The organism is Blautia hydrogenotrophica DSM 10507 (genome assembly GCF_034356035.1).
Classification (GTDB): Bacteria; Bacillota; Clostridia; order Lachnospirales; family Lachnospiraceae; genus Blautia_A; species Blautia_A hydrogenotrophica.
In genome coordinates, this window is sequence record NZ_CP136423.1 from 3,244,198 (window position 1) to 3,268,125 (window position 23,928).

The window sequence follows — 23,928 nt, forward strand, 5'->3', positions numbered from 1 at the left end:
CCCCACTCTTATTCCAACTCGTCCAGCCTCAGAATCGTATTGACTATCAACTCGCATCTCGCAGCCATGGAATCCACAACCGCGTATTCCCGTTCCGTATGGTTGTATTCTCCTCGGACTCCGACACCGCACACAGTAGGGATGCCCAGAGAAGCTGGGATATTAGAATCCGAGCCTCCGCCTACTTCTTTTGCGTGAATGGGACCGTATCCTGTCTCCTCTGCCACGCTCTCCATCAGTCTGAACAACCTGTAATTTTCCCGTGAAGGTTCCATACACTCGATCTTACTCTCAGAAATGTAAACTCCCTGTGTCCCTGGCACAGAAACTGTCTCACAGATTTGCAGAATCTTCTGTTTTAATTCTTTATAAGCTTCTTTCGTTTTAAAACGAAAACATCCCTTAGCGACACATCGTTCTGGAATAATATTCGTCTTTTCCCCCGCCTGAATGACGGCCACGTTCATTAGCTTGCCATTTTCGATATCATTCAGATTTTGAAGTTCCACGATCTTCCGGGCCATGGCCTCCAACGCGTTTTTTCCGTCTGCGGGGTTATTTCCTGAATGCGCCGCCACCCCTCTTGTCTCTATGGTAAAAACCCCGGCACCGAGCCTTCCCACCACGATTCCATCCTGAATATCCCCGGTCTCAAAATTAAACGCTGCGCAGCTTCCTCTGATCTCATTTTCCATGGTCTCGGCAGTTTTTCCACCGCTATGCGCGGTCTCCTCGTCTCCTGCAAATACGAATTTCACAGGTCGCCCGCAATACCCACACTCCTGAAGTGCTCTACAGACATAGATGGATATTACCAATCCTCCTTTCATGTCAAGCACTCCGTGTCCATAGGCTTTTCCATTTTGAATTCTAAATTTTCCGTTCTCAGTCTGTTCATTAAAGACAGTGTCCATATGTCCCATGAAAATAACCGGCTTTTCTGTGCTTCCCGGATTCCACGTACCTACAAGAGTGTTTCCATTTTCTTCCTCCTCGATTATTTTTACCTGGATTCCACTCTTTTTCATCTCTGCCGCCAGCACAGCACACACTTCATCCGTCCCCCTTTTGTTGGGAGTTCCACTGTTGATGTCCACAATTCTTTTCCACAGCGAAATCATCTCCGCCTGGTTTTCATACAGAAAACGACGGATAATCTCTCTTTGGTTCCCCATGTACATTCTCCTCTTTCGATGAATTAAAAACATCAACCCGGATTGGTATTTCTTGTCCTTATCATACCATTTTATATGAATTTTGTATAAATGGTAGTTTTAATTGCCCAGTTATAGGAAATACCTATATCCATGCAGTTTCCAGTAAGACTTTTTCAGACCCTCATCCCTCCAGTCTTGAGAGGCACATCCACTTCTCGTGTCGCTGCAAGATCGCTGTGTGATAAAATTCCTCATTGCAGCGTGTGCATCCACAGCGGAGCACTTATTTTATAGGGATAAAGTTTTATGAATTACCGTGACAAAGTCTTTCCTGTAAAATAAAAAACAGCCTGGCTAATTTACAGCCTGACTGTTTTTTACGGACTCTTTCCTCTAAAAATTCACCACATTCTGCGCCTCTTTGCGCAGGAAAGCTTCCAAATTATCCACCGCGATATCCATCAGTCTTTGACGGCTTTCCTTCGGAGCCCAGGAAATGTGCGGCGTGAGGATACAGTTTTTCGCCTTGAGCAGCGGATTCTCCCCTTTGATGGGCTCTGTGGACACCACATCTAGGCCCGCAGCTGCTACTTTTCCACTGTTCAGGGCCTCTGCCAGATCTTTCTCCACAATCAGTGGTCCTCTGGAATTGTTCAGAATAATCACACCGTCCTTCATCTTTGCAATGCTCTCCCGGTTAATCATCCCTTCCGTCTCAGAAAACAGCGGACAATGAAGCGCAATCACATCAGACTTCGCCAGTACCTCATCCAGATCGGCATACTGGCAAGTCTCACTTTCCAGGGCAGGATTCCGGTACGCATCGTAGGCCAGTACTTTCATTCCCAGAGCCTGCGCGATTCTTCCGGTCGCCTGCCCAATCCGCCCATAACCGATGATTCCCATCACTTTTCCGTCCAGCTCGATCAGCGGATAATCCCAGAAACACCAGTCCGGATTGTTCTCCCACCTTCCTTCATGGACCGCTTTGTCATGATGCCCAACGTGATGGCAGATCTCCAGCAGCAGTGCAATAGCGAACTGTCCCACGGCTGCGGTTCCGTAAGTCGGTATGTTGCACACCGGGATGTTTTTCTCTTTCGCCGCATCTACATCCACAACATTATATCCTGTCGCCAGAACTCCCACATAACGGATATTTGTGCAAGTATCAAAGACTTCTCTCGGCATCGGCGTCTTGTTGGTAAAGACAATCTCTGCATCCCCGATGCGGTCTATGACTTCCTGGACATCCGTCAGAGAAGTCCGATCATAAACTGTCAGGTCCCCTAATTTCTCCAATCCTTCCCAGCTCAGATCACCAGGATTTTCCGTGTAGCCATCTAAGATTACGATCTTCATAAATACCTCCTATGCTCTGTATATCTCATACAAGTCTCTCACCCTGGGATACAGCCCTTTATAAATCTCATATCCTTTTTGGTATACCGCAGCATAGCTTCTATCACTGTGAATCTCTTCGTATACCTTTCTTTTCATCTTCTTCGCCGCCTCTTTGCAATTCAAATAAAAACCTGCTCCTACACCTGCCAACAGAGCGGCTCCCACGGGGGCCATATCATTAAAATCTAGAATCCTTATATCTTTACCTGTGATATCGGCCTTAATCTGTGCCCACACCTGGCTCTTTGCCCCTCCTCCTATGGATACAAAGGAAGAAAAGTCCCTCCCTGTGACCTCCTTCGCAGCTTCACAGAGCTGGCGCAGTCCATAACCGCAGCCTTCCAGCACGGCCCGGTTCAAGTCCCTTCTCTGAGTGAGCAGCGTCATTCCGAAAAAAACTCCCCTAGCATAAGGGTCCCACACTGGGCTGCGCTCCCCCATCATATATGGGAGAAACACAACTCCTCCACAGCCGGGTGCAGCAGTCTTAGCCTCCTGATTCATCAACAACAGTGCATCTTTTTCGTTTTCTCTGATTCCCAGTTCCCGGCAGAACTGTTTTTGAAACCATTGATAGGAAGCTCCCGTGTGAGACATTGCCCCTTGGTAAATCCAGGTGCCATCTACCACATGGCAACGATTCAGAAACCTCGTATCAAACCTAGGTTCCTCCACACAGATTGTCAGGACATCCGTGGTCCCCACAGATTCACAAACCTCCCCTTCTTTTGTAACACCGGCTGCCAGGGCAGCGCAGGCAGTATCTCCGCCGCCCATAACCACGGGAATTCCTCTTTTCACCCCAGCCGCAATTACTTCTGGAGCTTCCAAAGCCCCCACCACAGAAGAGGAAGAATAAAGAGTTGGCAGCTTGTCCATGTCCAGCCCAGTCTTCTCACATAGAAAAGGGGACCAATCCCCACCTTCACCTTTGACCGTCTCAAACAATCCCGTATAGGAGGCATTGGAATAGTCTATTCCGAACCTCCCGGTCAGTCTATACACCATCCAAGTGTTGATGTGCCCGAATTTCCAAGTTTTTTCATAGAGTTCGGGCTGATTTTTCTTAATCCAAAGCATGGAAGTGGAAGAGACCGCTCCCGCCATAACTCTATTAGCTGTAATCTCAAAAATAGCTTTCTCTCCCAAAATGTCTCTCATCCACTGTGCCTCCTGGACGCTCCTGCGGTCAGAGTACAAAATCGGTCCTGCAAGAGTCTTTCCCTCTTTGTCCATGGCTATCAGACCAGGGCACAAGCAGGAAATTCCAATCCCTTCCACCTGCTCCAAGCTTACGTTCTCATCATCCACCAACGTCCTGAGACATTTCAAAAATGCATTCCAAACATCTTCACTGTTCATCTCCACTCGTTCTAGACTTGGCGTCACTGGGACATAAGAACAACTGCTAATATTCAATACTTCCCCATTCTCACACACCACTGCCACCTTTAAACTAGAGGTTCCCACATCTATGCCCAGTAAATACCTCTCTCCCATCTTCTGCCTCCTGTTATTTCTGATCTCAAAGGCCGTTCTCAAAATTCACTGTAGTTCTTGTCATTCTCCAACTGCGCGAGTAGTTCTTTTGTCTCTTTCACACTATATCTTTCATGAATGAGATAGCGCAGAGCAATTACCAGTGCAGTCACATCTTTATAATCCCACACAAACCGTCCCATGGTAACGCCGCCTACACCGCAGTCCATGGCATCTCTGGTCATTTGAAGATAATCATCCAGTGTCTTGCAGGCATCCCCGCCTTGAATCACAACCCGAAAGCTGGATGGTACACAGGATACCACCTTTGCCATAGAATCCGGGTCTCCGGTGTAAGTCGTCTTCACAATGTCCATTCCCAGCTCGCAGGCGCTCCTCACACAGTAAGCAATGTTCTCCCAGGCCGTTCTTTTGTCTGCCGGTACGCTCTCTCCTTTAGGATACACATGTCCAATCAAAGGCATTCCCTTTGCCATGCATTCCTCTGAATATTTTCCGATAATCTCAAATTGTTCCCCCTGGAAATCCCCTAATGTCATTGCTCCCATGGAGACTGCGTCAGCCCCCATACGAATCGCCTCGTCCACACTCCCGAATACTGTATCCTTTGTGGGCGCCACTGGCGAATAGTTGGAGACCTTCATCAACATTGCCACCTGGCCCGCATGGTCCCACATGCAGTGTTCCGCGATTCCCTTTGTCATCGTCATTGCATCCGGCCTTCCCAAGATAATCTTATCAATCGTATTCTGAATCTGATGCAACCCGGTCATCGGCGCAATCCCTCTAGAAATCGCATGGTCCACAGTAATAGCCATCATCTTATTGCTCTTTGCATTCACCAGCCTGCTCATTCTCACTTTTTTTCCCAACATTGCCATAATTTTTATCTCCTTTTTCGTTTTTTTGAAGCTTACTGCCTCTGCATTTTACACTCTCTAGGGTTCTATGATGATTTTCAGCCCTTTCCCACTCTTACACATCTCATAGGCCGTCTGAAAATCTTCTATTTTGTATGTATGGGTAGCTATTCTGTCCAAATTGATCTTTCCGCTTATCACCATATCCGCTGCCTGAAGGTAATCTTCCCGCTTATACGCCGTACTGCCGTTGACATTGATCTCATTGTAGTGAATCGTGTTAACCTCTATCGTACACTCTCCAGTTCCTGCAAAACCAGCAAACAGATTCACTGTTCCTCCCCTCCTGCACAGCTTCAGCGTAGAGTTCACCAACGCCGGGACTCCAATCGCCATCACAATGACATCTGCTCCAAGTCCACCGGTAACATCCGAGATAATGCCCGCCAGATCTTCCGTAACCGGGTCCACCGCTTTATCCGCTCCCAGTTCTAGAGCTATCTGCCGGCGCATCGGATTTGGCTCACTGACAATTACTTGCTTCGCTCCCGCGATTTTCGCCAGCTGCATATGCATCAGACCAATCGGCCCTGCTCCCACAATCAGCACCACGTCGTTAAACCCGGTTCCCGCGTTCTTTAAACCGCGGATACAGCAGGCCAACGGCTCAATCAGAGCTCCTGCGGTAAAGGACACCTGTTCCGGCAACTTGATGACGTTTCCACTCTTGATGGCAATTTCCGGTATACGAATATATTCCTCGAACCCGCCATTGAACTCATAGCCAATCGCTTTTCTTCTCATACATGCGTTTTCTCTTCCCGACAGACAGCTTGGACAGGAACCGCATGGAATTACATTGGCAATCGCCACCTTCTCTCCCACTTCGTATCCTGTGACTTCCTTTCCGATTTCACTAATTACTCCGCAGATCTCGTGCCCGATCACGGAAGGATAACGAACACCTTTCGTCTTCGTCCCCTCTAAGATTCTGATATCTGTCCCACAGATAGCCGCTCTTTTCATTTCCAACAATATGTCATGGTCCCCGATCAAAGGTTTCTCAATCTCACCCGGAGCGAAATCGTTAGGCCCTGAGAGAATTACCGCTTTCATCTTTACCACTCCTTTACATAGATTTAAATAAAAATTATTTACACTTCTTTTATACCATTTTTGAAGTTTATTTTCAATAGTTTTCAATATTTTTTGTAGATTTTTTTCAAATTCTTTCCTAATCACAGAACTAAGTGGGCAAGCCCACTTCAACTCCTTCCTCAATCTTTGAGGGGCGCGCCCCACTTTGCGCGCCGCCGCAACACCGCCTCGCGGTGAAATTCCACATTGCGGTGTGTGCATCCTGCCCGGAGGGCTTTTTATTGCATAGGGAACGAAGTTTCCTAGGCAATAAAAAATCGCCCTGCCATCCAATTCAGATGACAGAGCGATGCTCATTTCTAATGCTATAATTTTTTTACCACTTATACAAATTTCTTGCTGGCTGCACGTTTCTTTCCATACCATATAATCACGCCCACATAAATCACAGCCGCAGCCACGCCGATTACATAGGCCCCTGTCCACGGAATGTTGAAGCCAATCTTTGCGTTGGCAATATATGTAATGGTAACGAACGCATACCATGCGCCTGGAATCAATGGCATCCACACATATTTTGCCCGATTGTTCTCGAACATCCAGACAGAAATTCCCAAGAACGCAAAAAGCGATAACGTCTGATTCGACCATGCAAAATAACGCCACAGAATATTAAATCCTTCCGCATTACTCTTGGCAAATACCAATATAACAGCCACAAGAGCAAAGATGATCGCAGCCAACCCCAGACGTTTCTTCACATTGGTCTGATCCAGATGAAGTGCATCCGAGACAGCTAAGCGCAGAGAACGAAGGGCTGTATCTCCTGAGGTGATCGGCAGTACGATAACTCCCACCAGAGCAATGATACCACCTACATTTCCCAGAATATCTTTGCAGATTACACCAATCGTAGATGTCGCCAGGGAAGCATCCGCTGCCTGCAACCCCAAGTTATATACTCCCATGGCACCTGCTGCCCAAACCATAGCGATGAAACCTTCCAATATCATCATATTGTAGAAAGTATTGCGTCCCTGACGTTCGCTCTTCATAGTACGGGAAATGATCGCCGTCTGTGTGGAGTGGAAACCAGAAAGAATACCACAGGCTACCGTGATGAAAAAGATCGGAATAAAGTGGTTCGCGTTAAAATAGTCTCCATAGGATACCAGAGCGCCATTCCAGCCATCCCAGAGCTCAATCAGCGGATATCCCTTTACAAACAGTCCAATAAATACTCCAATAGCTGAGAACAAAAGAATCGCTCCAAAGATCGGATAAACTCTTCCGATAATCTTATCGATCGGGAATATCGTAGCAATCAAATAATAAGCGAAAATCACTCCATAGATCACCCAGGTAGACACTGAGGTCGCTTTGCCATCAAATCCAAAAACCTGTGTAGCTGCAATGTCTCCAGGAGTATAGATAAACACTGCGCCTACCAGCAACAGTAACAGACTACAAAAAATCTGATATACTGTGTAGACTCCTTTATTACTATAACGCCGTACCATCTCCGGCATCTGGGTTCCTCCATCCCTCAGACAAATCATACCGGAAAAATAATCATGCATAGCTCCACCAATGATATTTCCGATCGGAATCGTAATAAAAGCAATAGGTCCAAACAAAATACCCTGGATTGGCCCTAGAATCGGTCCAGTTCCTGCAATATTCAGCAGGTTAATCAGACTGTTCTTCCATCCTCGCATCGGAACATAGTCGATGCCGTCTTGTTTTGTATACGCTGGAGTCTTTCTGTCATCCGGGCCAAACACTCTCTCACAAAACTTTCCGTAGAGGGCTGCTCCAACGAACAAGATCGCAAGTCCAATAATAAAAGTAACCATATTATCTCTTACCTCCTCTTTTTTCTTAGGGATTCAATACATTGTTATAGTATAGCAATAGTTTAGTACATTGTAAATGAGAGATATGACGAAATTTTACCATATTTTTTATATTTTTTTTATTTTTTTTTAATATTTAACTGGCACTCTTTTCATGTATACGAGAAATTCCTTCTCTTAACTTACTCTTATCAGGTATATGGAGCTTAACCATAAACGAGGATTTAGCCGCATATGCGGCGATATAAGCTGCGTAGCAGCTAATCCGAGCTGTTATGGCCGAACTTGTTTACACTTACACACTAAATATTTCCCCGGTGGTTTTCAAAGTACCACACCAGTGCTATAATAAACTACCAGAAAAATATAAGGAGATATCTCAATGCTGGATTTTTTGAAACAGGAAATGATAGACTCAGAGATACTGTCTGGAATCGAAGAATTTCGCAGACGATATCCTATAAAAACAACCACACTATCCCGTTGTCCCCGTTATCTGTATTATGGAAAAGCCATATGGGAACAGGCCGCAGCAGCTTTGCTCTGTGGAGAAAATATATTGCTGACAGGCTCTAAAGCCACCGGCAAAAATGTGCTGGCTGAGAACCTGGCAGCCGTTTTTGGACGCCCTTCATGGAATGTCTCCCTACACATCAATATGGATGCCTCCTACATGATCGGAACAGATACCTTTCAAGATGGACAAGTGACTTTCCGACCTGGCCCCGTCTATCAATGTGCACAGGAAGGCGGTTTCTGCGTTTTGGATGAGATCAATATGGCCCGCAACGAAGCACTGGCCGTGCTCCACTCTATCTTGGATTTCCGCCGGGTCATCCATGTCCCTGGATACGGAGAACTGCCCTTACACGACGCCTCCCGTTTTATCGCCACGATGAACTACGGATATGCCGGTACCAGAGAGCTAAATGAAGCCCTCTCCTCTCGTTTTGTTGTGATTCAAATGCCTGAGATCTCCAACGAGAACCTGGAAAAATTAATCACCCGAGAATTTCCCTCCATGAAGAAAGAATATGTAAAGCAATTCTGCGGTTTATTCCAAGACATCAGCCAAAAGTGTCTCGGCGGTGAGATCACTTCCCGCGTATTGGACCTGAGAGGGCTTCTCGACGCAATTCGTCTGATACAGACTGGGCTTTCTCCTTATTCTGCTTTAGATATGGGAATCTCTAACAAGACATTTGACAGTTATGAACAAACCTTGATAAAGGATATCATTGCCTCCAGAATTTCTCCCAAAATCAGTCGTAAGGCAGTGTTCTCAGAGTGAAAAAATGAAACCTTCTCGATCACAGACTTCCCCGCAGAGACGGGCTTACAACATCATATGGACAGCAGCGGAAGATTACAGTTTTGAACCACCCTTCGTCGCCTTTTTTCAGGATGGGGAACCTGATTTTTACATGAACTCTGTCATCGGCTACGTACACAAATGGTACGACCCCGCCGTTATCGGTCGTCTGTTCGATACTCTAGAAGGCGCACTTTTCCATGAAACCTTTGACGGCTTGTTATGGATTGCCCTGGAAAACTGTGTCTACGAAAGAGAGTCCGCCGAACGTCCCGTTCTAAGAGAGCTGCGACTCAGCCACGCAGAACAGTTCTTTCTCCAAGAACAGAGACTCTCCCGTCAGCAGTGGATGGCCCAAAACAGTCTCGTTCATGCTCTACAGGCCGCAAAGTGCAGGGAAATTCTCGGCAAAAACTCTGGGCTTGTCAATCCTTGGGAGCGAACTCTCTACTCAGAGCTTCAATACAACGGTGAGATGAATGCCCTAGAAATCGAGCAGACAACTTTAGCCATTCTGAAGAAATATTTTCATTTCTCCAGTTCTGCCGGGAAAGAGAATTCTGTGCGGCTCTTTTTTCAGAAGCTGCGCCTGAAGCTTTTTCGTCCTCTCCCCTTTAAGGTTATCCGCAGTGAGAATTTGATGGTGGGCGCCCCGGATACCTCTTTGTCCACCCACCACCTCACGACCAATACCAGCTTATCCAAGCATTTTCAGGAAAGCCAGCCCAGACACGGCGACGCGCTCTACATTGAGAGCTGTTTTGGACGCTCCATCTTTTCCCAGGAGGAAAACCAGCAGATCAATCTGAACCTATGCCAAGACGCACATCAAAATTGCCGTCTGCATTTCACAGACGGCATCCTTGGCCCTAAAGTCCTAGAAGACCCGCTAGTTCAGAAAGCCTTAGAGGACGCAAAAAGACAGGGAGAGAAAAACCGGGCCTTCTATCAAAGCAACCATCAGGTCTATCAAAGAAGCATCCTGCGTCTGGCAAGACAAATCCAAAACGCCATGCTAGTTCATTCCCTACCTCTACCCGTGCCGAATCGCAGTGGACAATTTCATCCCTCCTGGGTATGGAGAGCGTTGACACTGAACGATACCAGAGTCTTTCTGGCATCCGTCCAGGAACAGCAGCCGGATTTCTCCGTAGATCTTCTACTGGACGCTTCTGCCTCCCGCCTGGAAAACCAGGAAATGATCGCTACCCAGGCTTACATCCTCGCTCGAGGTCTTCAGATCTGCGGCATACCTGTCCAGGTCTGCTCGTTCCTAAGTCTCAGAGGATTCACGGTAATCCGCCGTTTCTGTAGTTACCAGAACGTCCAGAAACGGCAAACACAGCCCAGCAGCGAGACCAGCCGCATCTTCGATTATTTCGCGGCAGGATGGAACCGAGACGGCCTGGCCTTCCGCGGTGTCGGCCAGCTCATGGAGTCCTCCCACAATAAAAACCGCCTGCTGATTATTCTGACAGATGCCTCTCCCAACGACGACCGGAAAATTCCTTCCGCCCCCTTACATGGACGGCCAATCAGTCTGGACTATTCTGGCAAGGCCGGCATTCAGGATGCCTTGACCGAAGTTCGAAAGCTGCGCCAGAATCATATCCAAGTCATGGCCATATTAAACGGGACAGAGGATGACTCGGAAGCAGCCAGACAAATATACGGTGAAGATTTTATCCGTATTGAAAATCTGAACCAGTTCTCGTCGGCGGCCGGTCAACTGATTCAAAGACAGATTGAGAAAGCAAGAGGCTAAAATTTATTTTCTGACGTGGCCTTGCGGGTTTTTTGAATCGCCCGGTAAGACTCATCATAATTCATAAACGCTACGATTGAGACCAAAGAATCGATAATCGCCAGCTGAGCAATTCTTGTGCTCACTGACTCCGACTGAAAAATTGTCTCCTCCGAAGCCGTGTCTATGACCACATCCGCAATTTTTGACAGCGGAGTCTTGCCACGGCTGACTAAGGCAATTGTCTGTGCACCATTTTCTTTTGCGTTCTTTAGACACCTCAATACACTGTAATTGCTGCCAGAATGAGAAATCCCAATAACCACGTCTCCCTCACCTGCCAGCGAGGATGCCATCAGCTGCAAATCCCGGTCCTCATGCACATAGACCTGAACGCCGATTTTCATAAATTTATGTAGCGCATCCTGTCCCACCAGAAGGCTGCCGCCACTCCCAAAAAATAAAACTCTTTTTCCATGAAAAATAAACTGAGCTGCTTTTTCCACCTCTCTCATATTCAAGCTAGCCAAAGTCCGCTCTAAAACAGAGATTTCAAGGTTAAAAATTTTATGGCAGATCATATCCGGGCTGTCACTCTCTTCCAAGATAGGATTTAAATGCTTTTCCCTCGGCAGCACATCTTTGGCTGCATTAATCTTAAAATCCTGATATCCTTTGTAGCCCAGTGAACGGCAAAATCTCACCACTGAAGCGTCACTTACCTTCGCGTTCTCCGCTAACTCCGTGATATTACTGTTCAAAACCTGATCGTAATTCTCCAGTACATAATTTGCGATCTTTCTCTCCGTGTTCGTCAGGTAGTTCATTCTGCCCCTTATAATTTCCTTACAGCTGGATTCAACCATAGCTTTTCCCTCCTATCTCTGTACGCTCGCAGAACCTTCCTTTGCTCAAACCAAAGAGCTGATTTTTCCTCAACTGCGTTTTAAATTCCGCGAGTATGCCTTTCTATTTCTTCTATAATTATTCTTCGCTTTTTCAATATTCAAAATATCATAGCTGAAAATAATTTTCAAGTTTGTCATAAAAGCTTCTAAATTTTTTTGCTTCTTCCACTGTCAATCCAAAGAATCATTTTGAAACTTTTTTTCATATCATCCAAATTTTTTATATATTTTTCCTATATTTCCAATATTATATATGGTAAATATTTACAATGATTATCACCATTTTAAAAATATTTTTTATTTTCTTGTGAAAAATCTTGAAAAAATATTTCAAAAATGATAGGATATAAGCACGTTGAAATCTTTCCCAGAAAGGTTCCAAAACATTGGCAGACCACTGCCGGAATTTCGTAAAGGAGGGACGAGCTTGACATATTTTACAACTGTAACCGGTGACATGCCTGCACAAGAGATGGGGCATTGCCAGCCGCATGAACACGTCTACATCGTTGAGACCCCGGCGCTTCTGACTCATCCGGAGCTTCGCCTGACAAATCTCGCCGCGTCCATCGAGGAACTCAAACTATATCGAATAGCTGGAGGTACGACCCTCGTGGATGCAAACCCATTGGCGACAGGGCGGGATGCTCTGGCCTTGCAGGAGGCATCTTTGACTTCAGGAGTAAAGATCATCTCCTCCACAGGTTACCACATCCCTGTCTTTTACCGACCGGACCACTGGATTTGGACTGCATCGGAGGAGACCCTGACGGATTTATTCGTCAGAGAGCTAACCGAAGGAATGTTCTTAGGAGGCTGTTATCAATGGCCCAAATATCAGACTTCCATCAAAGCCGGCCTGGTCAAAGCGATGCTGACCGAGGAAGGAGTCAGCGGACGTACCGAGACTCTATTACGGGCAGCCGGACAGGCAGCAGTCATAGGCAAAGCCTCTCTGATGCTGCACACGGAATACGGCAAAGGAGCACTAGAAGCCATTGAACTTTTGAGGGAATTAGGTCTTGCCCCTGACCAGATTTTGATCTGTCACGTGGACCGCCAAGCAAACGATTACCGAATCCACGAAAAAATCGCAGACACCGGAGTCTTCCTGGAATATGACACCATCACCTTATTTGAGTTTCACGACAATGAAGCGGAGATTCAGCTTTTAGAGCATATGCTTCAACGAGGATATGAAAAGCAGCTCCTTCTCTCCACAGACCCCACAGCCGATCGGCTGAAATCCTACGGCGGTTCTGTGGGAATGGACTACCTTCTAACGGTATTCCTGCCCATGCTGGAAGATCACGGCTTCTCTCAAAAGCTGCTGCAAACCATCACCCGTGAAAATCCAATACGTGCCCTATGTAAACGTACCTAAAGCGGCTCACTTTACACACCGCCGCTAACATAAAGGAATTGCTCCCGGTGCTTCTTCGCACTTAGACAGTGCCAAAAAGACTCCGAGAGTACCTACTAAACAACAAGGAGGAAAAAGAAATGAAGAAAAAACTTGCAGTATTATTATGTGCGTCCATGCTGGGTACAGCCCTGACTGCCTGCGGTTCCAACAGTTCCAGTGACCAGACAGCCTCTTCTTCCACAGAAGAAAGCAAATGGGCGTCCACCGAGGAGACCTTTGACCCTCTGACAGTGGAGGATGCCGTCACCTTTGAGGAACTCAGAGAATCCAATGGTGCCATCACCAAGTCTTCCGACGAATACAGCTTCGCAGGAAATGTTAAAGCTTTTGAAAACGTAGTCTGGCAAGAAATTGCAAACGGCTACGAAGGTTTTGCCGAAGACGCCACTGCTGCCGGCTGCAAACTCTCCGTCGATACCACCTCTCCTATGGGCGAGAGTGATGAAGAGGGACAACTTTCCATTTTGAAAGATCAGGTGAGAAAAGGTGTGAATGCAGTCCTCCTCTCCCCGATCTCCGACGCAAACTGCCTACCCGGCATCGAGGCGGCACATGAGGCCGATATCCCTGTCTACGCAGTCAACAACGAGTTTAACGGAGCAGATATGTTCGTAGGCCCCAATTCCCTAGAACAAGGGCAGCTCGCCGCCGAATGGGTAAATGAAAAACTAGGCGGCTCCGGAGACGTGGCTATCGTCATGGGAATGGCAAAAACCGCCGTGACACGAAACCGGACGCAAGGCTTTGAGGAATGGTTCGCAGACAACGATTCCGACATCCAGGTGGTAGCAAAACAAAATGCGGATTGGGACCGTTCTCAGGCCAAGGACGTTGCCGCCACCTTCCTGAAAACCTACCCTGACCTGAAGGCCATCTTCTGTAACAATGACGTGATGGCCCTGGGCGTCATCGAAGCTGTCAAAGAAGCGGATTTAACTCTAAACAAAGATATCTACGTAATCGGCTGCGATGGTCAGTCAGAAGCCTATGACTCCATCCGTGCCAATGAAATGGCAGCAACCATAGATACCTTCCCATACTACGAAGGTTACATGGCCGCTGAAGTATGCTACCGCTCACTGATCGGTCAGACTGTTCCTCGCGTCGTATTTACACCGAGCAAGATGCTAGATTCTACCAATGTAGACAACACTCCAGAAGAAAACATTGGCTGGACAGACCCTGTGTTTGAATAAAACGGGGAAAAGCTATACATCACAGGGGGCAGTCCGCCGGGCTGTTCCCCTGTTCGTTTTGTAATAGGAAAGACTTTGTTCTATACAAAAATACATTCTGAAAATATCCCGATAGAAAGGAGGATTACTGTGGAAGACACAATGATTCGATTTGAACATATCAGCAAAAATTTCCCCGGTGTCCGCGCCTTAAAAGATGTCTCTTTTTCAGTCAGACCAGGAGAAATTCACGCTCTGTTGGGAGAGAACGGCGCCGGAAAGTCCACGCTGCTGAACATACTTCACGGCGTCTATACAGCCACCCAAGGACAGATCTGGATAGACAATCAGGCAGTAAATTTCACCAGCCCAGTGGACGCCCTGAATTTCGGTATCGCTAAGGTCCATCAGGAAATCCACATGGTAGACTGCCTGAATGTGGGACAGAACATTGCCCTGGGATTTGAGAAACAAAAGCGCGGAATGCTAGATTACAAAGAAATCTACCGAAAAACCGATGAAATCCTGAAACGCCTAGGCTGCAAATTCAGCAGCCAGGACAGCCTAAGTGGGCTGAGTGTGGGAGAACTACAGATGATTGCCATCGCAAAATCCCTGTACCACCAGGCCAAAGTTATCTCTTTTGATGAACCCACCGCTTCTTTGTCCAATGTGGAAATTGAAAAACTGTTTGAGGTAATGCGCAGCCTGAAGGAACAGGGAATCACCCTTCTGTTTATCAGTCACAAATTGGATGAGATTTTCGAGATGTGCGACCGCGTCAGCATTCTCAGAGATGGGACCTACATCATGACAGCCGACATCTCAGATATTACAAAAGAAGAATTGATTCAAAACATGGTAGGCAGAGATGTCTCCAGCTACGCAGTACGTCAAAAGCCTTCTTGTGTCTCGAAGGAAGTGGTTTTAAAAGCCGACCACTTGTGCGGTGAAGGCTTTTCCGACATCAGCTTTGAGCTTCACAAAGGTGAAATTCTCGGTTTTTCTGGTCTAGTAGGTGCGAAGCGGACAGAAGTCATGAGAGCAGTCTTCGGCGTGGATAAGCGCACCGGCGGAGATATCTATATTAAAGGCCAAAAAGTGAATCCCCATTCCCCTCAAGAAGCTCTACGACACGGTATCGGCCTGATCTCCGAAAACCGTAAAACAGAGGGGTTCGTACCCATCATGAGTAATGCCATGAATATGGCCCTGGCCTCTCTTTCCTCTTTTTACAAAGGAGGGCGGCTGAATCAAGGACTTATTACCAAAAGCTTCCAGCACTTCGGAAACCAGGTGCAGCTCAATATTATGGACCCTGACTATCTGACTCAAAATCTCTCAGGGGGAAACCAGCAGAAAGTCATCCTGGCCAAATGGCTGGCCACAGATGTGGATATCCTGATTTTTGATGAACCCACCAAGGGCGTGGATGTGGGCGCGAAAGCAGAGATCTACTCTCTGATGGAGGATTTCGTGGCGTCTGGAAAATCCATTATCATGATCTCCTCTGAGTTGCCCGAAGTGATCGGAATGAGTGACAGAATTATCGTATTGAAGGAAGGACGCATGTCCGCAGAAGTCAGCCGGGAAGAATTCCAGGAAGCTGTACTGCTAAGCCATGCGATGGGTGAAAAGCTATGAACAATCTGAAAAAATATGCCAAAGGATACATCCGTGAACTCACTACTTTGCTGGCACTGGCAGCAATCGTGGTCATCTTCTCAATTATCGCTCCCAGATATCTAGAAATCGGCAATCTGATGGATATCGTGGAACAAGGAACTGTAAACGGTTTTCTGGCCATTGGAGTCACCTGCGCCATCATCACCGGTGGCATTGATCTGTCCGTGGGCTCTGCCATGGCCGTCTGTGTCGTGACCTGTGGTCGTCTGGCTGTGGCAGGAGTCCCGCCTGTTCTAGTCTGTGTGATTGGCCTTGCCTTAGGAGCTTTCATAGGACTCATCAATGGTCTTTTAATCACGAAGATGAACCTCCAACCCTTTATCGCCACAATGGGCACAAACAGTGTGCTGCGCGGTGTCGCCTACCTGATTACCGGCGGTTGGCCGGTTCTGAACATTCCTAGCAGTTACCGGGATATTTTTCAGTTCTCTTTAGTTCCGAATTTAAGAATGTCCATGATCTTTCTCATCCTCATGGCAGTCATTTATTCTTTCGTGCTGAAACGCAGAAAAACCGGTATTTATATCTATTCCATCGGCTCTAACGAAGAGGCCACGAAGCTCTCCGGCGTAAACACTAATCGCTGTAAAATCACTGCCTACATGCTGTGCAGCATGGGCGCGGCCATGGCCGGCATGGTTACTCTGGCCCGTCTAGGAACCGGCGAACCCACCTGTGGAGAAGGCTATGAGCTGAACGCCATTGCGGCGGCAGCCATCGGAGGCGCCAGTCTGGCCGGGGGAAAGGGCACGATTTTAGGAACCGTTTTGGGCGCATTGATTCTCTCTGCTTTGAAGATTGGCCTGGTAGTCGTGGGAATGGACACCTTCTATCAGTACATAGCCACAGGCCTGATTATCATCGTAGCTGTATATTTCGAGACCATTCAGAAGAACCTCTCCAAAATAATGGGTAAAAAGAAAGCTTAATTTATGTGACCAAAGTCACAGAAACTTCTGAAATGCTTTGATATTATTTGGACATACTAAGAAAGAGTTCCGCAGCTGCGGAAGAAATAAATCATCAGAAAACTAATTCAAAGCAAAGGAGAGTACAATATGATAAATAATTTTAGAACCCATAATTTTGAACAGGAAGTACTACAGTCCTCTCAGCCGGTCATGGTTGACTTCTGGGCCCCCTGGTGCAGTCATTGCCGCGCCTTAGAACCGGCATTGGAAGAATTCGCCCAGGATACCCCAAACTTGAAAATCGGTAAAGTCAACGTGGACGAAGAGCCTGAACTGGCCAAACAGTTCCGTGTCATGACGATTCCTACCGTCCTCCTCATCCAAAATGGAAAAGTCCTGGAAAAGAAGATCGCTCCCGCTGAGCCTGAGGAGCTAGAAAAAATGCTGGAATCCCTATAAAAATAGCCCCCCTTATACGAAAAAAGCTGCCAAAAGCAGCTTTTTTCGTGCCTAATTTAATCCCCATTCTCAGGAAAGAAAACACGGATGCACAATTTCCCCTGAACATATTGCGCCGTGATCTCACCGCCCATGGACTCTGTAAGAGTTCTAGCAATGGATAGCCCCAGACCCGTGGATTTCGCAGCCGAGGTGACGGTGTAGAAACGTTCAAACAGGCGCCCCACCTGTACTTCATCCAGAAGAGGAGCTTGATTGGAAAAAATCATCTCACCTTCAGACGTCAACGTGATCTCCAAATCCCCCTGGCTGTACTTAATGGCGTTGCTGACGACATTTCCCAACACACGAGACAGAGCATCTTGGTCCAGCATCCGTACAATCTTCTCTTCCGGTATGGTGATCTCTGGCACAATCCCGCCCTTTTTCAGCGCACCGTAATACACCGATACGCACTCTTCCAAAACCCGATTTGAAATCACCTCTTCCAGCACTATATCCTTTTCCGAAGTGATGACTGAATACCGAAACAACTCTTCCGTGAGCTTCTTCAGAGCCTCCGAACGGTCCCGTATCATCTTCAGATACCGATTCACATTCTTCGATTTTTCTTCCCGCTCCAACAAATCCAGATACCCGCAGATGGCTGTCAAAGGTGTGCGCAAATCATGAGAGATGTTCGTGACGGCCTCCTTTAGCTCCAAATCTCCGTTTTGAAGAGTCCTGCGCTCTTTTCTGAGCAATCTGAGCTGGCCGTTGATCTGGGCTGCCAGCCGTCTGACACGGCGATCTCCGCCCGACACGGTAATCAACGTATTCGTATCCTCTTCCATTTTCTCTTGGAACTCTTCACACACCTCGTCTATTCCCCGCTGAAGGCAAAACAGCTTCACCCCCAAAAAGACACAAACCAGGGCCAATATCACGCATAATATTATCATTTTAAATCCTTTTTCCGAAAAAAGTATACTCCGCCTGCGGTGGTAATCACACAGAGTACCGCTGAGTACGCCAGCATTCGTTCATAGTGAGTTGGAGCCCACTGGGAGAGCTGCAAGGACTGCCCGGTAGGCAGAAAATCTTCCGCAAACTCAAAGACTGCTCTCTTCGTCCCCGTCAGATAATTGGGATTTGGCTCCGCCTCCTCTGTCACTACCTTCCCATTATTTTCATCCACATAGGAATAGCTCTCATAGACTTTCGGCTCCAGCAGCCTGGCATGGATATAGATCGAGAAGAACACAAATATGAAAAATCCAGCCAGCTCAATGACTGCCGCTGCCGCTTTATTCTGATTCAGCATACTCAACAGCGTAAAGATCGACGCCAGGGCAAAAGCCATCATCACACTCCCGAACAGAACTCTAAGCACAGATTCTAATGTGCTGTGAAGCCCTCCCAACAGAGGGATGCCAATTCCCAGAACCGCGGCGATATAGGCAGTTGCCAACAGCAGACTGACCACCATATTGACAATCAGATTGGACAGATAAATGCTGCTCCTGGAATGTCCCACCACCAGTTTATTTCGGATGGTTCCGTCGCTGTACTCTTTGCCGATATACAAGCTGCTGAAAGCTGCCAGGAACATACCGATGTAGGTTCCATAGCTGAACAGAGCGTCATCCACAGTAGCGCCGTATCCTCTGAATTTCATTGTCACATAATTGGAGATCACAAACAAAGCTCCTATTCCAAACATCACTGCCATACAAATCCAAAATGTCTTATCCTTTTTCAGCCTCGCAAAGCTTGCTCTCAGTAATCTACTCATGGCTGGCACCTCCCATCAGATTCACATAATAGCTCTCCAGACTCTCATCCTTCTCATGCAAAGACAGCACCTGACACTCTTCCTGCGCCAAGGCCAGCACAAGCTCTGAGATATTCAGTTCTCCGAACACATCTGCCTCATCCTCTGACACAATGCTGTATTCCAGCCTCATCTTATCCAGGACACAGGCCAGCGCCCTTGTATCAGAGACTGTCAGCCGAATACATTTTCTGCAAGCGTGTTCCAGTTCCTCGGCGCTGATCTCCCTCACAATCTGCCCCTGGTCGATGAAACCATAGTGGGTTGCCAGCCTGGAAAGTTCATCCAGAATGTGGCTGGAAATCAAAAATGTGATCTGTCTCTCCCTGTTCAATTTTAGAATCAATTCACGAATTTCGATGATTCCCTGAGGGTCCAGACCATTGACCGGTTCATCCAAAATCAGAAAATCCGGATCGCCTGCCAGTGCGATGGCGATCCCCAGTCTTTGTTTCATACCCAGAGAAAAATTCTTCGCTTTTTTCTTTCCAGCGTCCTGAAGTCCCACCAGTTTTAACAGTTCCTGGATTCCCTCAAAGGAAGGCATTCCCAATACCAGATACTGCTCTCTTAGATTTTCCTCAGCGGTCAAATCCAGATAGATGGACGGTGTCTCGACCACCGCTCCCATCCGCCGCCTGGCCTTTGAGATTCCCCCGTCAGTATTTTTCCTGCCATATAGAGAATACTCTCCATTCGTGGGTTCCTGAAGCCCACAGATCAGACGAATCAACGTTGTCTTCCCTGCTCCGTTTTTTCCCACGAAACCGTAGATCGCTCCCTTTGGAACATGCATATTCAAATTGTTTAAAGCCTTAAATTTACGATACTGTTTCGTCAAACCATTCGTACATAAGATGTATTCCATATCTTCTGTCTCCTTTCCTGTACTGACTGTAGTCTAACAGGACATGGTTAAGAAAGCGGTTAAGGAAACAGTAAAGATTTGGTAAAGATTTATTCCTCTTTCAGCTTAAATCCAATTCCCCAGACTGCCTCAATATAGTCCTTTCCCGACGCCTGTCTTAACTTCCTTCTCAGATTGCTGATATGTACCTTCAAGGAGCTTTCTGTACAATCCGGCGTATCTTCGCTGACCAAATCCAAAAGCTGCGACTTCGTGAGTACCTGAGAGGGATTCTGCATCAGCCTACGAAAATCGCATACTCTGTTTTCGTCAGCCTCACCGGTTTCTCTCCCGCACGCACTTCGTGGGAATCCACTTCCAGGGTCAGCTCTTCGAAAGTCAAGGCTGCGGTTTTTCCTGACACGGCCGCATTCCTAAGCTGTACCGTCACCCGCGCCAGAAGCTCATCCATATCGAAGGGTTTTGTAATATAGTCCGCGGCGCCTTTTAACAAGAGACGGACTTTACCGCTTACCTCTGCTTTCGCGCTGAGGACAATCACCGGGATTCCTGTGATCTTCGACAGAACTTCCTCCCCGCTTAATCCTGGCAGCATCAAGTCCAGAAGGACCAGATCAGGGCTTTTCTGTTCCAAAAGAAGCAGCGCCTCCGTGCCTGAGTATGCCCGCCGCACCCCGTAGCCCTCCCGTCTGAGCATCTCTTCCAGCATATCTCCGATATAAATGTCATCGTCGATCACCATAATGTTTTTCATAAAATTTTCACTCCCTCAAAATTTATCATGAAGAAGAACTGGAATTGGATGCCGCCGCGCTCACCGCCACAACTGCCGCACAGATGGCAGTCTGCTGGGCCACGATTAAGGCGATGGTTCCGCCCACGGCGGCAGCTCCCATCTTTAGCTCTACGTTCTCCCCGATATAATCGCTGGCTACGATCAGTCCTGCATGCATCAATCTCTGTTTTCTGCTGAATCCAAAAAATCCATACCCCTTTTGTTTTGCCAAAAATGCGTCCGTCTCTGCGACATCCTCCGCAATGGTCTCCAGCTTCGCCGGTAAAAGCGCCAGCACGCCCAGAGTCGCCAGCTCGTAGCTGGTTCCATACTTACAGCCCTTCTCCTTCAGCAGATCATACAATCTTATGGTTCTCTCGCATTTTTCCTTGGCCGTACCTTCTCCTAGGGCCAGTGCGTGGCTGAGGGATTGAAGCGCGTTGCCCGTTGAAAACTGCTCTTTCAAAAGCCGGTAGCAGTCTTCGGTCTCTCGTATCACTTCCTCATCGCTTTTTTCTGACAGGGCCAGCAAAGCGGCAAATACACTGTCCTCGCTGGATGTCAGAAATGGATGTTCCTTTCTCATCAAATCATAAATCCTCCGGGTCCTGCGGGCAATTTCCTCATACCTGTCTTTCTCTGCCATTCCGGAAATCATCATCGAGGCCACCGAAAGATACTGGGAACTGAAAAAATGCTCCTTCATGGCCTCGTAGACCAGAAGCGCTTTCTGCATCCGCCTTTCTGGGCTGCCGTCCAGAGCCAAATAAGAAATCATGGAGAGCTTTGCGATTCCCCGAAAACCTGAGAACGCTCCTGTATGCTCCTCCAGGATGCCCTTGCACCGCTTCATCCAATCAGTATCCGCGATTTGCCGCTGATTGGTAAAGAGCGCCGCGCAGACCGGGTGAAGATAAGAGTTCTCCCAGGCAAAGGCAGCCCGAATCCGTTCCTTGTTCTCCATAAAACTTTTGCACAGTCCAGATAATGTACTTCTCATGTATACCTCCTTCTTTCCCTGACAAAGAGAATTAACCAAACATTATGTCCTATTGTATTTGCCGCCAAAATATTTGTCAAGAAAGCCTTGTTGCACCTCGTTTTCCAACCGCATTCGTTCAGCCATCGCCATTCGTAAAACCATACTGCGTGCTTATTGCGGCTGACGCTGCCGTCTTACTCATGAAAAGGCACTCAGCTCATACAGATGTCCGCTCGCAAAAACATACAAGTATGTTTTTTGCTTCCCGTACATGGTATAGTTGAATTGTTGCTTCCAACATGCTATACTCTGCTCAAAGAAGCTTTGTAAACGAAATGAAATTTTGACGCTGAAACGGAGGCAACTGCGTATGAATATTGGATTCTGGGTCTGTGCCGCTTCCAGCATCGTTTTTTTGCTGCTGGCTCTTTTGTTTACGCTCCTAAAAGGAAAAGCCGCCATTCTAATCAGCGGCTTCAGCACCATGCCGAAGGAGCAGCGCAGGCTTTACGACACCAAATGGATGAGCAAAGATCACCGGAACATGTTCCTGATCTGGACGGCTATTTTGGGAGTTGGGGCGCTTTTATCCCTCCTCATATCCACATATATGGCAATTCCGGCTTTCATCGTCTGGATCATTATGTTCTTCAAGGACGTACATCTGGATGAGGAAAAGGCGTTCGGAAAATACAAGTTTTAAATAGGAGAAGGGATTTCCCATAACGAACTTCGGGGGACTGCCATCGGCAGTCCCCCGTCAATCTTTGTCAAAATGGCGTATCCTCTCCCACGTAGCAGGCAATCCCCTCATCCAGATAGAGCTCCTGCAAATGAAGCATTGCCTCCTCACTCATATCTCCGTGGTCACTGTACTCATAGTTCTTTCCCAGCTGCTCCCACTTGGTCTGGCCCAGACGGTGAAATTTCAGCAGGTTGATCTCATACAGACCGTTCTTCTGCATAAACCCAATCAGTGCCCTGGCATTCTCATCGCTGTCATTATATCCTGCGATGGTAGGCTGACGCAGCACCAGCCGCCCTTCCCAGCCTGACTGAATCAGTGCTTCAATGTTCGAGAGAATCTTCTCGTTTCCCACGCCGGTACCCCACCGATGAGCCTCACTGTCCATATGCTTCACATCAATAAAGGCAAAGTCAATGTATTTCATCACTTCCAGAAAATGCTTTTCACTGGCATAGGCTTCCGTCTCGATGGCGGTGTGAATGTGCCATCTCTTACATTCCTTTAAAGCTGCCAGCAAAAACTCCTGCTGCATCATGGGGTCTCCCCCGGTGAACGTCACGCCGCCCTCGGAACCCCAGTTATTGAAATCCCGGCGCAGAATCTGCATCAGCTCTCCCACTGTCATCTCCCGCACACACTGTTTAAACACGTTGTTGGGACAGATCGCAGTGCATTCGAAGGTCTCACAGTCCTTACAGATCTCCCAGGTAATCGACGGCTTTCCTTCCGAGCTCCAAACAATCGAGTCCGAAGGACAGATATTCTCGCAGGCTCTGCAGCCCTTGTCATATTTGCAGACATTTTCCGCGAACATAATGTGCTTTTTGCTGCCCCAGCTCTCCGGGTTCGCGCACCAGCGGCATTTCAGCGGGCACCCCTCCAAAAAGACGTTAGTCCGGCAGCCAGGCCCGTCATGCACAGAGAAGCTTTGGATATCAAAAATCAGTCCCTTTGGTTCCATAGCTGCTCCTTATCTGGCGTATTTTTCACAGGAATAGGCGCCGCAGGTGGCATAAGCCCAGTTTTCCTTCTCATAGCCGCTGCAGGTGCCGATTCCGTATTTGTCCGGGTCGGAGAAATTTTTGCAGTTGCCGCATTTGGGAGCAGCCTCGAATCTTGGACAGCCTTCGCTTCCCTCTCCGTCAATGGGCACGATCACTTTGTCCAATGCGCACATCCCTTTTTCACAGTCCAGATTTATATAATTGATACAGTCAAAATGTCTCATTCCTCTTATCCTCTCTTT

The 23,928-nt window shown here is 47.5% G+C and carries 21 protein-coding genes and 1 pseudogene; 8 read left to right on the forward strand and 14 right to left on the reverse strand.

Annotated features, from left to right (window positions below):
• Nucleotides 1-8: 8 nt before the first annotated feature.
• From BLHYD_RS15600 to BLHYD_RS15625, 6 genes are all read right to left on the reverse strand, one after another.
• Entirely contained in the window at nucleotides 9-1,175 is a 1,167-nt protein-coding gene (locus BLHYD_RS15600; RefSeq protein WP_040350919.1) for a M20/M25/M40 family metallo-hydrolase, read from the reverse strand.
• A 375-nt stretch (nucleotides 1,176-1,550) separates the two neighbouring features.
• Nucleotides 1,551-2,519: a D-2-hydroxyacid dehydrogenase gene (locus BLHYD_RS15605; RefSeq protein ID WP_005952570.1), complete on the reverse strand. Its 969-nt coding sequence runs from the start codon at nucleotides 2,517-2,519 to the stop codon at nucleotides 1,551-1,553.
• Between the two features lie 9 nt (nucleotides 2,520-2,528).
• The gene (locus BLHYD_RS15610) at nucleotides 2,529-4,061 is read right to left on the reverse strand and encodes a xylulokinase (RefSeq protein ID WP_040350920.1); all 1,533 of its coding nucleotides are present in this window, start codon (nucleotides 4,059-4,061) and stop codon (nucleotides 2,529-2,531) included.
• A 38-nt stretch (nucleotides 4,062-4,099) separates the two neighbouring features.
• Nucleotides 4,100-4,942 carry a class I fructose-bisphosphate aldolase gene (locus BLHYD_RS15615; protein WP_005952574.1) on the reverse strand — a complete coding sequence of 281 codons (843 nt, stop codon included), beginning with the start codon at nucleotides 4,940-4,942 and terminating at the stop codon, nucleotides 4,100-4,102.
• Between the two features lie 57 nt (nucleotides 4,943-4,999).
• The gene (locus tag BLHYD_RS15620) at nucleotides 5,000-6,037 is read right to left on the reverse strand and encodes a zinc-binding dehydrogenase (protein ID WP_040350989.1); all 1,038 of its coding nucleotides are present in this window, start codon (nucleotides 6,035-6,037) and stop codon (nucleotides 5,000-5,002) included.
• 365 nt (nucleotides 6,038-6,402) lie between these two features.
• Nucleotides 6,403-7,875, reverse strand: a complete 1,473-nt coding sequence (locus BLHYD_RS15625) for a carbon starvation CstA family protein (RefSeq protein ID WP_005952577.1) — start codon at nucleotides 7,873-7,875, stop codon at nucleotides 6,403-6,405.
• Nucleotides 7,876-8,251: 376 nt separating this feature from the next.
• Here BLHYD_RS15625 and BLHYD_RS15630 point away from each other — a divergent pair, with 376 nt between their 5' ends.
• Together BLHYD_RS15630 and BLHYD_RS15635 are read left to right on the forward strand one after the other, a co-directional pair.
• Nucleotides 8,252-9,166, forward strand: a complete 915-nt coding sequence (locus BLHYD_RS15630) for an AAA family ATPase (protein WP_040350921.1) — start codon at nucleotides 8,252-8,254, stop codon at nucleotides 9,164-9,166.
• A gap of 4 nt (nucleotides 9,167-9,170) precedes the next feature.
• Nucleotides 9,171-10,952 (forward strand): vWA domain-containing protein, encoded by a 1,782-nt coding sequence (locus tag BLHYD_RS15635; RefSeq protein ID WP_005952581.1) that lies wholly within the window; start codon nucleotides 9,171-9,173, stop codon nucleotides 10,950-10,952.
• On the opposite strand, the gene BLHYD_RS15640 is transcribed toward BLHYD_RS15635, so the two are convergent.
• Nucleotides 10,949-11,797: a MurR/RpiR family transcriptional regulator gene (locus BLHYD_RS15640; protein WP_005952583.1), complete on the reverse strand. Its 849-nt coding sequence runs from the start codon at nucleotides 11,795-11,797 to the stop codon at nucleotides 10,949-10,951. The genes BLHYD_RS15635 and BLHYD_RS15640 overlap by 4 nt on opposite strands.
• Before the next feature lie 469 nt (nucleotides 11,798-12,266).
• Here BLHYD_RS15640 and BLHYD_RS15645 point away from each other — a divergent pair, with 469 nt between their 5' ends.
• The 5 genes from BLHYD_RS15645 to trxA all read left to right on the forward strand — a co-directional run bounded on the left by BLHYD_RS15645 (nucleotide 12,267) and on the right by trxA (nucleotide 17,496).
• Nucleotides 12,267-13,223: a phosphotriesterase family protein gene (locus BLHYD_RS15645; RefSeq protein WP_021845902.1), complete on the forward strand. Its 957-nt coding sequence runs from the start codon at nucleotides 12,267-12,269 to the stop codon at nucleotides 13,221-13,223.
• Nucleotides 13,224-13,342: 119 nt separating this feature from the next.
• Nucleotides 13,343-14,461: a substrate-binding domain-containing protein gene (locus tag BLHYD_RS15650; protein WP_040350922.1), complete on the forward strand. Its 1,119-nt coding sequence runs from the start codon at nucleotides 13,343-13,345 to the stop codon at nucleotides 14,459-14,461.
• Nucleotides 14,462-14,602: 141 nt separating this feature from the next.
• Nucleotides 14,603-16,084 (forward strand): sugar ABC transporter ATP-binding protein, encoded by a 1,482-nt coding sequence (locus tag BLHYD_RS15655; RefSeq protein WP_005952591.1) that lies wholly within the window; start codon nucleotides 14,603-14,605, stop codon nucleotides 16,082-16,084.
• Nucleotides 16,081-17,055 (forward strand): ABC transporter permease, encoded by a 975-nt coding sequence (locus BLHYD_RS15660; RefSeq protein WP_005952593.1) that lies wholly within the window; start codon nucleotides 16,081-16,083, stop codon nucleotides 17,053-17,055. Before BLHYD_RS15655 ends, BLHYD_RS15660 begins: the two co-directional genes overlap by 4 nt.
• 129 nt (nucleotides 17,056-17,184) lie before the next feature.
• On the forward strand, nucleotides 17,185-17,496 hold the full coding sequence (gene trxA, locus BLHYD_RS15665) for a thioredoxin (RefSeq protein WP_005952594.1): 312 nt from the start codon (nucleotides 17,185-17,187) through the stop codon (nucleotides 17,494-17,496).
• A gap of 56 nt (nucleotides 17,497-17,552) precedes the next feature.
• On the opposite strand, the gene BLHYD_RS15670 is transcribed toward trxA, so the two are convergent.
• The 5 genes and pseudogenes from BLHYD_RS15670 to BLHYD_RS15690 all read right to left on the reverse strand — a co-directional run bounded on the left by BLHYD_RS15670 (nucleotide 17,553) and on the right by BLHYD_RS15690 (nucleotide 21,952).
• The gene (locus BLHYD_RS15670) at nucleotides 17,553-18,437 is read right to left on the reverse strand and encodes a sensor histidine kinase (RefSeq protein ID WP_005952596.1); all 885 of its coding nucleotides are present in this window, start codon (nucleotides 18,435-18,437) and stop codon (nucleotides 17,553-17,555) included.
• The gene (locus tag BLHYD_RS15675; protein ID WP_005952598.1) at nucleotides 18,434-19,270 is read right to left on the reverse strand and encodes an ABC transporter permease; all 837 of its coding nucleotides are present in this window, start codon (nucleotides 19,268-19,270) and stop codon (nucleotides 18,434-18,436) included. The genes BLHYD_RS15670 and BLHYD_RS15675 overlap by 4 nt, the downstream gene beginning before the upstream one ends.
• Nucleotides 19,263-20,177: an ABC transporter ATP-binding protein gene (locus BLHYD_RS15680; RefSeq protein ID WP_005952600.1), complete on the reverse strand. Its 915-nt coding sequence runs from the start codon at nucleotides 20,175-20,177 to the stop codon at nucleotides 19,263-19,265. The genes BLHYD_RS15675 and BLHYD_RS15680 overlap by 8 nt, the downstream gene beginning before the upstream one ends.
• An 89-nt stretch (nucleotides 20,178-20,266) precedes the next feature.
• A pseudogene (locus tag BLHYD_RS15685) lies at nucleotides 20,267-20,931 on the reverse strand (response regulator transcription factor).
• Between the two features lie 25 nt (nucleotides 20,932-20,956).
• Nucleotides 20,957-21,952, reverse strand: a complete 996-nt coding sequence (locus tag BLHYD_RS15690) for a DUF4003 domain-containing protein (protein ID WP_040350923.1) — start codon at nucleotides 21,950-21,952, stop codon at nucleotides 20,957-20,959.
• Nucleotides 21,953-22,304: 352 nt separating this feature from the next.
• Here BLHYD_RS15690 and BLHYD_RS15695 point away from each other — a divergent pair, with 352 nt between their 5' ends.
• Nucleotides 22,305-22,637, forward strand: a complete 333-nt coding sequence (locus tag BLHYD_RS15695; RefSeq protein ID WP_005952608.1) for a DUF3784 domain-containing protein — start codon at nucleotides 22,305-22,307, stop codon at nucleotides 22,635-22,637.
• 67 nt (nucleotides 22,638-22,704) lie between these two features.
• Here BLHYD_RS15695 and hpdA read toward each other — a convergent pair whose 3' ends face one another.
• On the reverse strand, nucleotides 22,705-23,643 hold the full coding sequence (hpdA, locus tag BLHYD_RS15700; protein WP_005952610.1) for a 4-hydroxyphenylacetate decarboxylase activase: 939 nt from the start codon (nucleotides 23,641-23,643) through the stop codon (nucleotides 22,705-22,707).
• A gap of 9 nt (nucleotides 23,644-23,652) precedes the next feature.
• Nucleotides 23,653-23,910 (reverse strand): 4-hydroxyphenylacetate decarboxylase small subunit, encoded by a 258-nt coding sequence (gene hpdC, locus BLHYD_RS15705; protein ID WP_021845890.1) that lies wholly within the window; start codon nucleotides 23,908-23,910, stop codon nucleotides 23,653-23,655.
• Nucleotides 23,911-23,928: the final 18 nt, after the last annotated feature.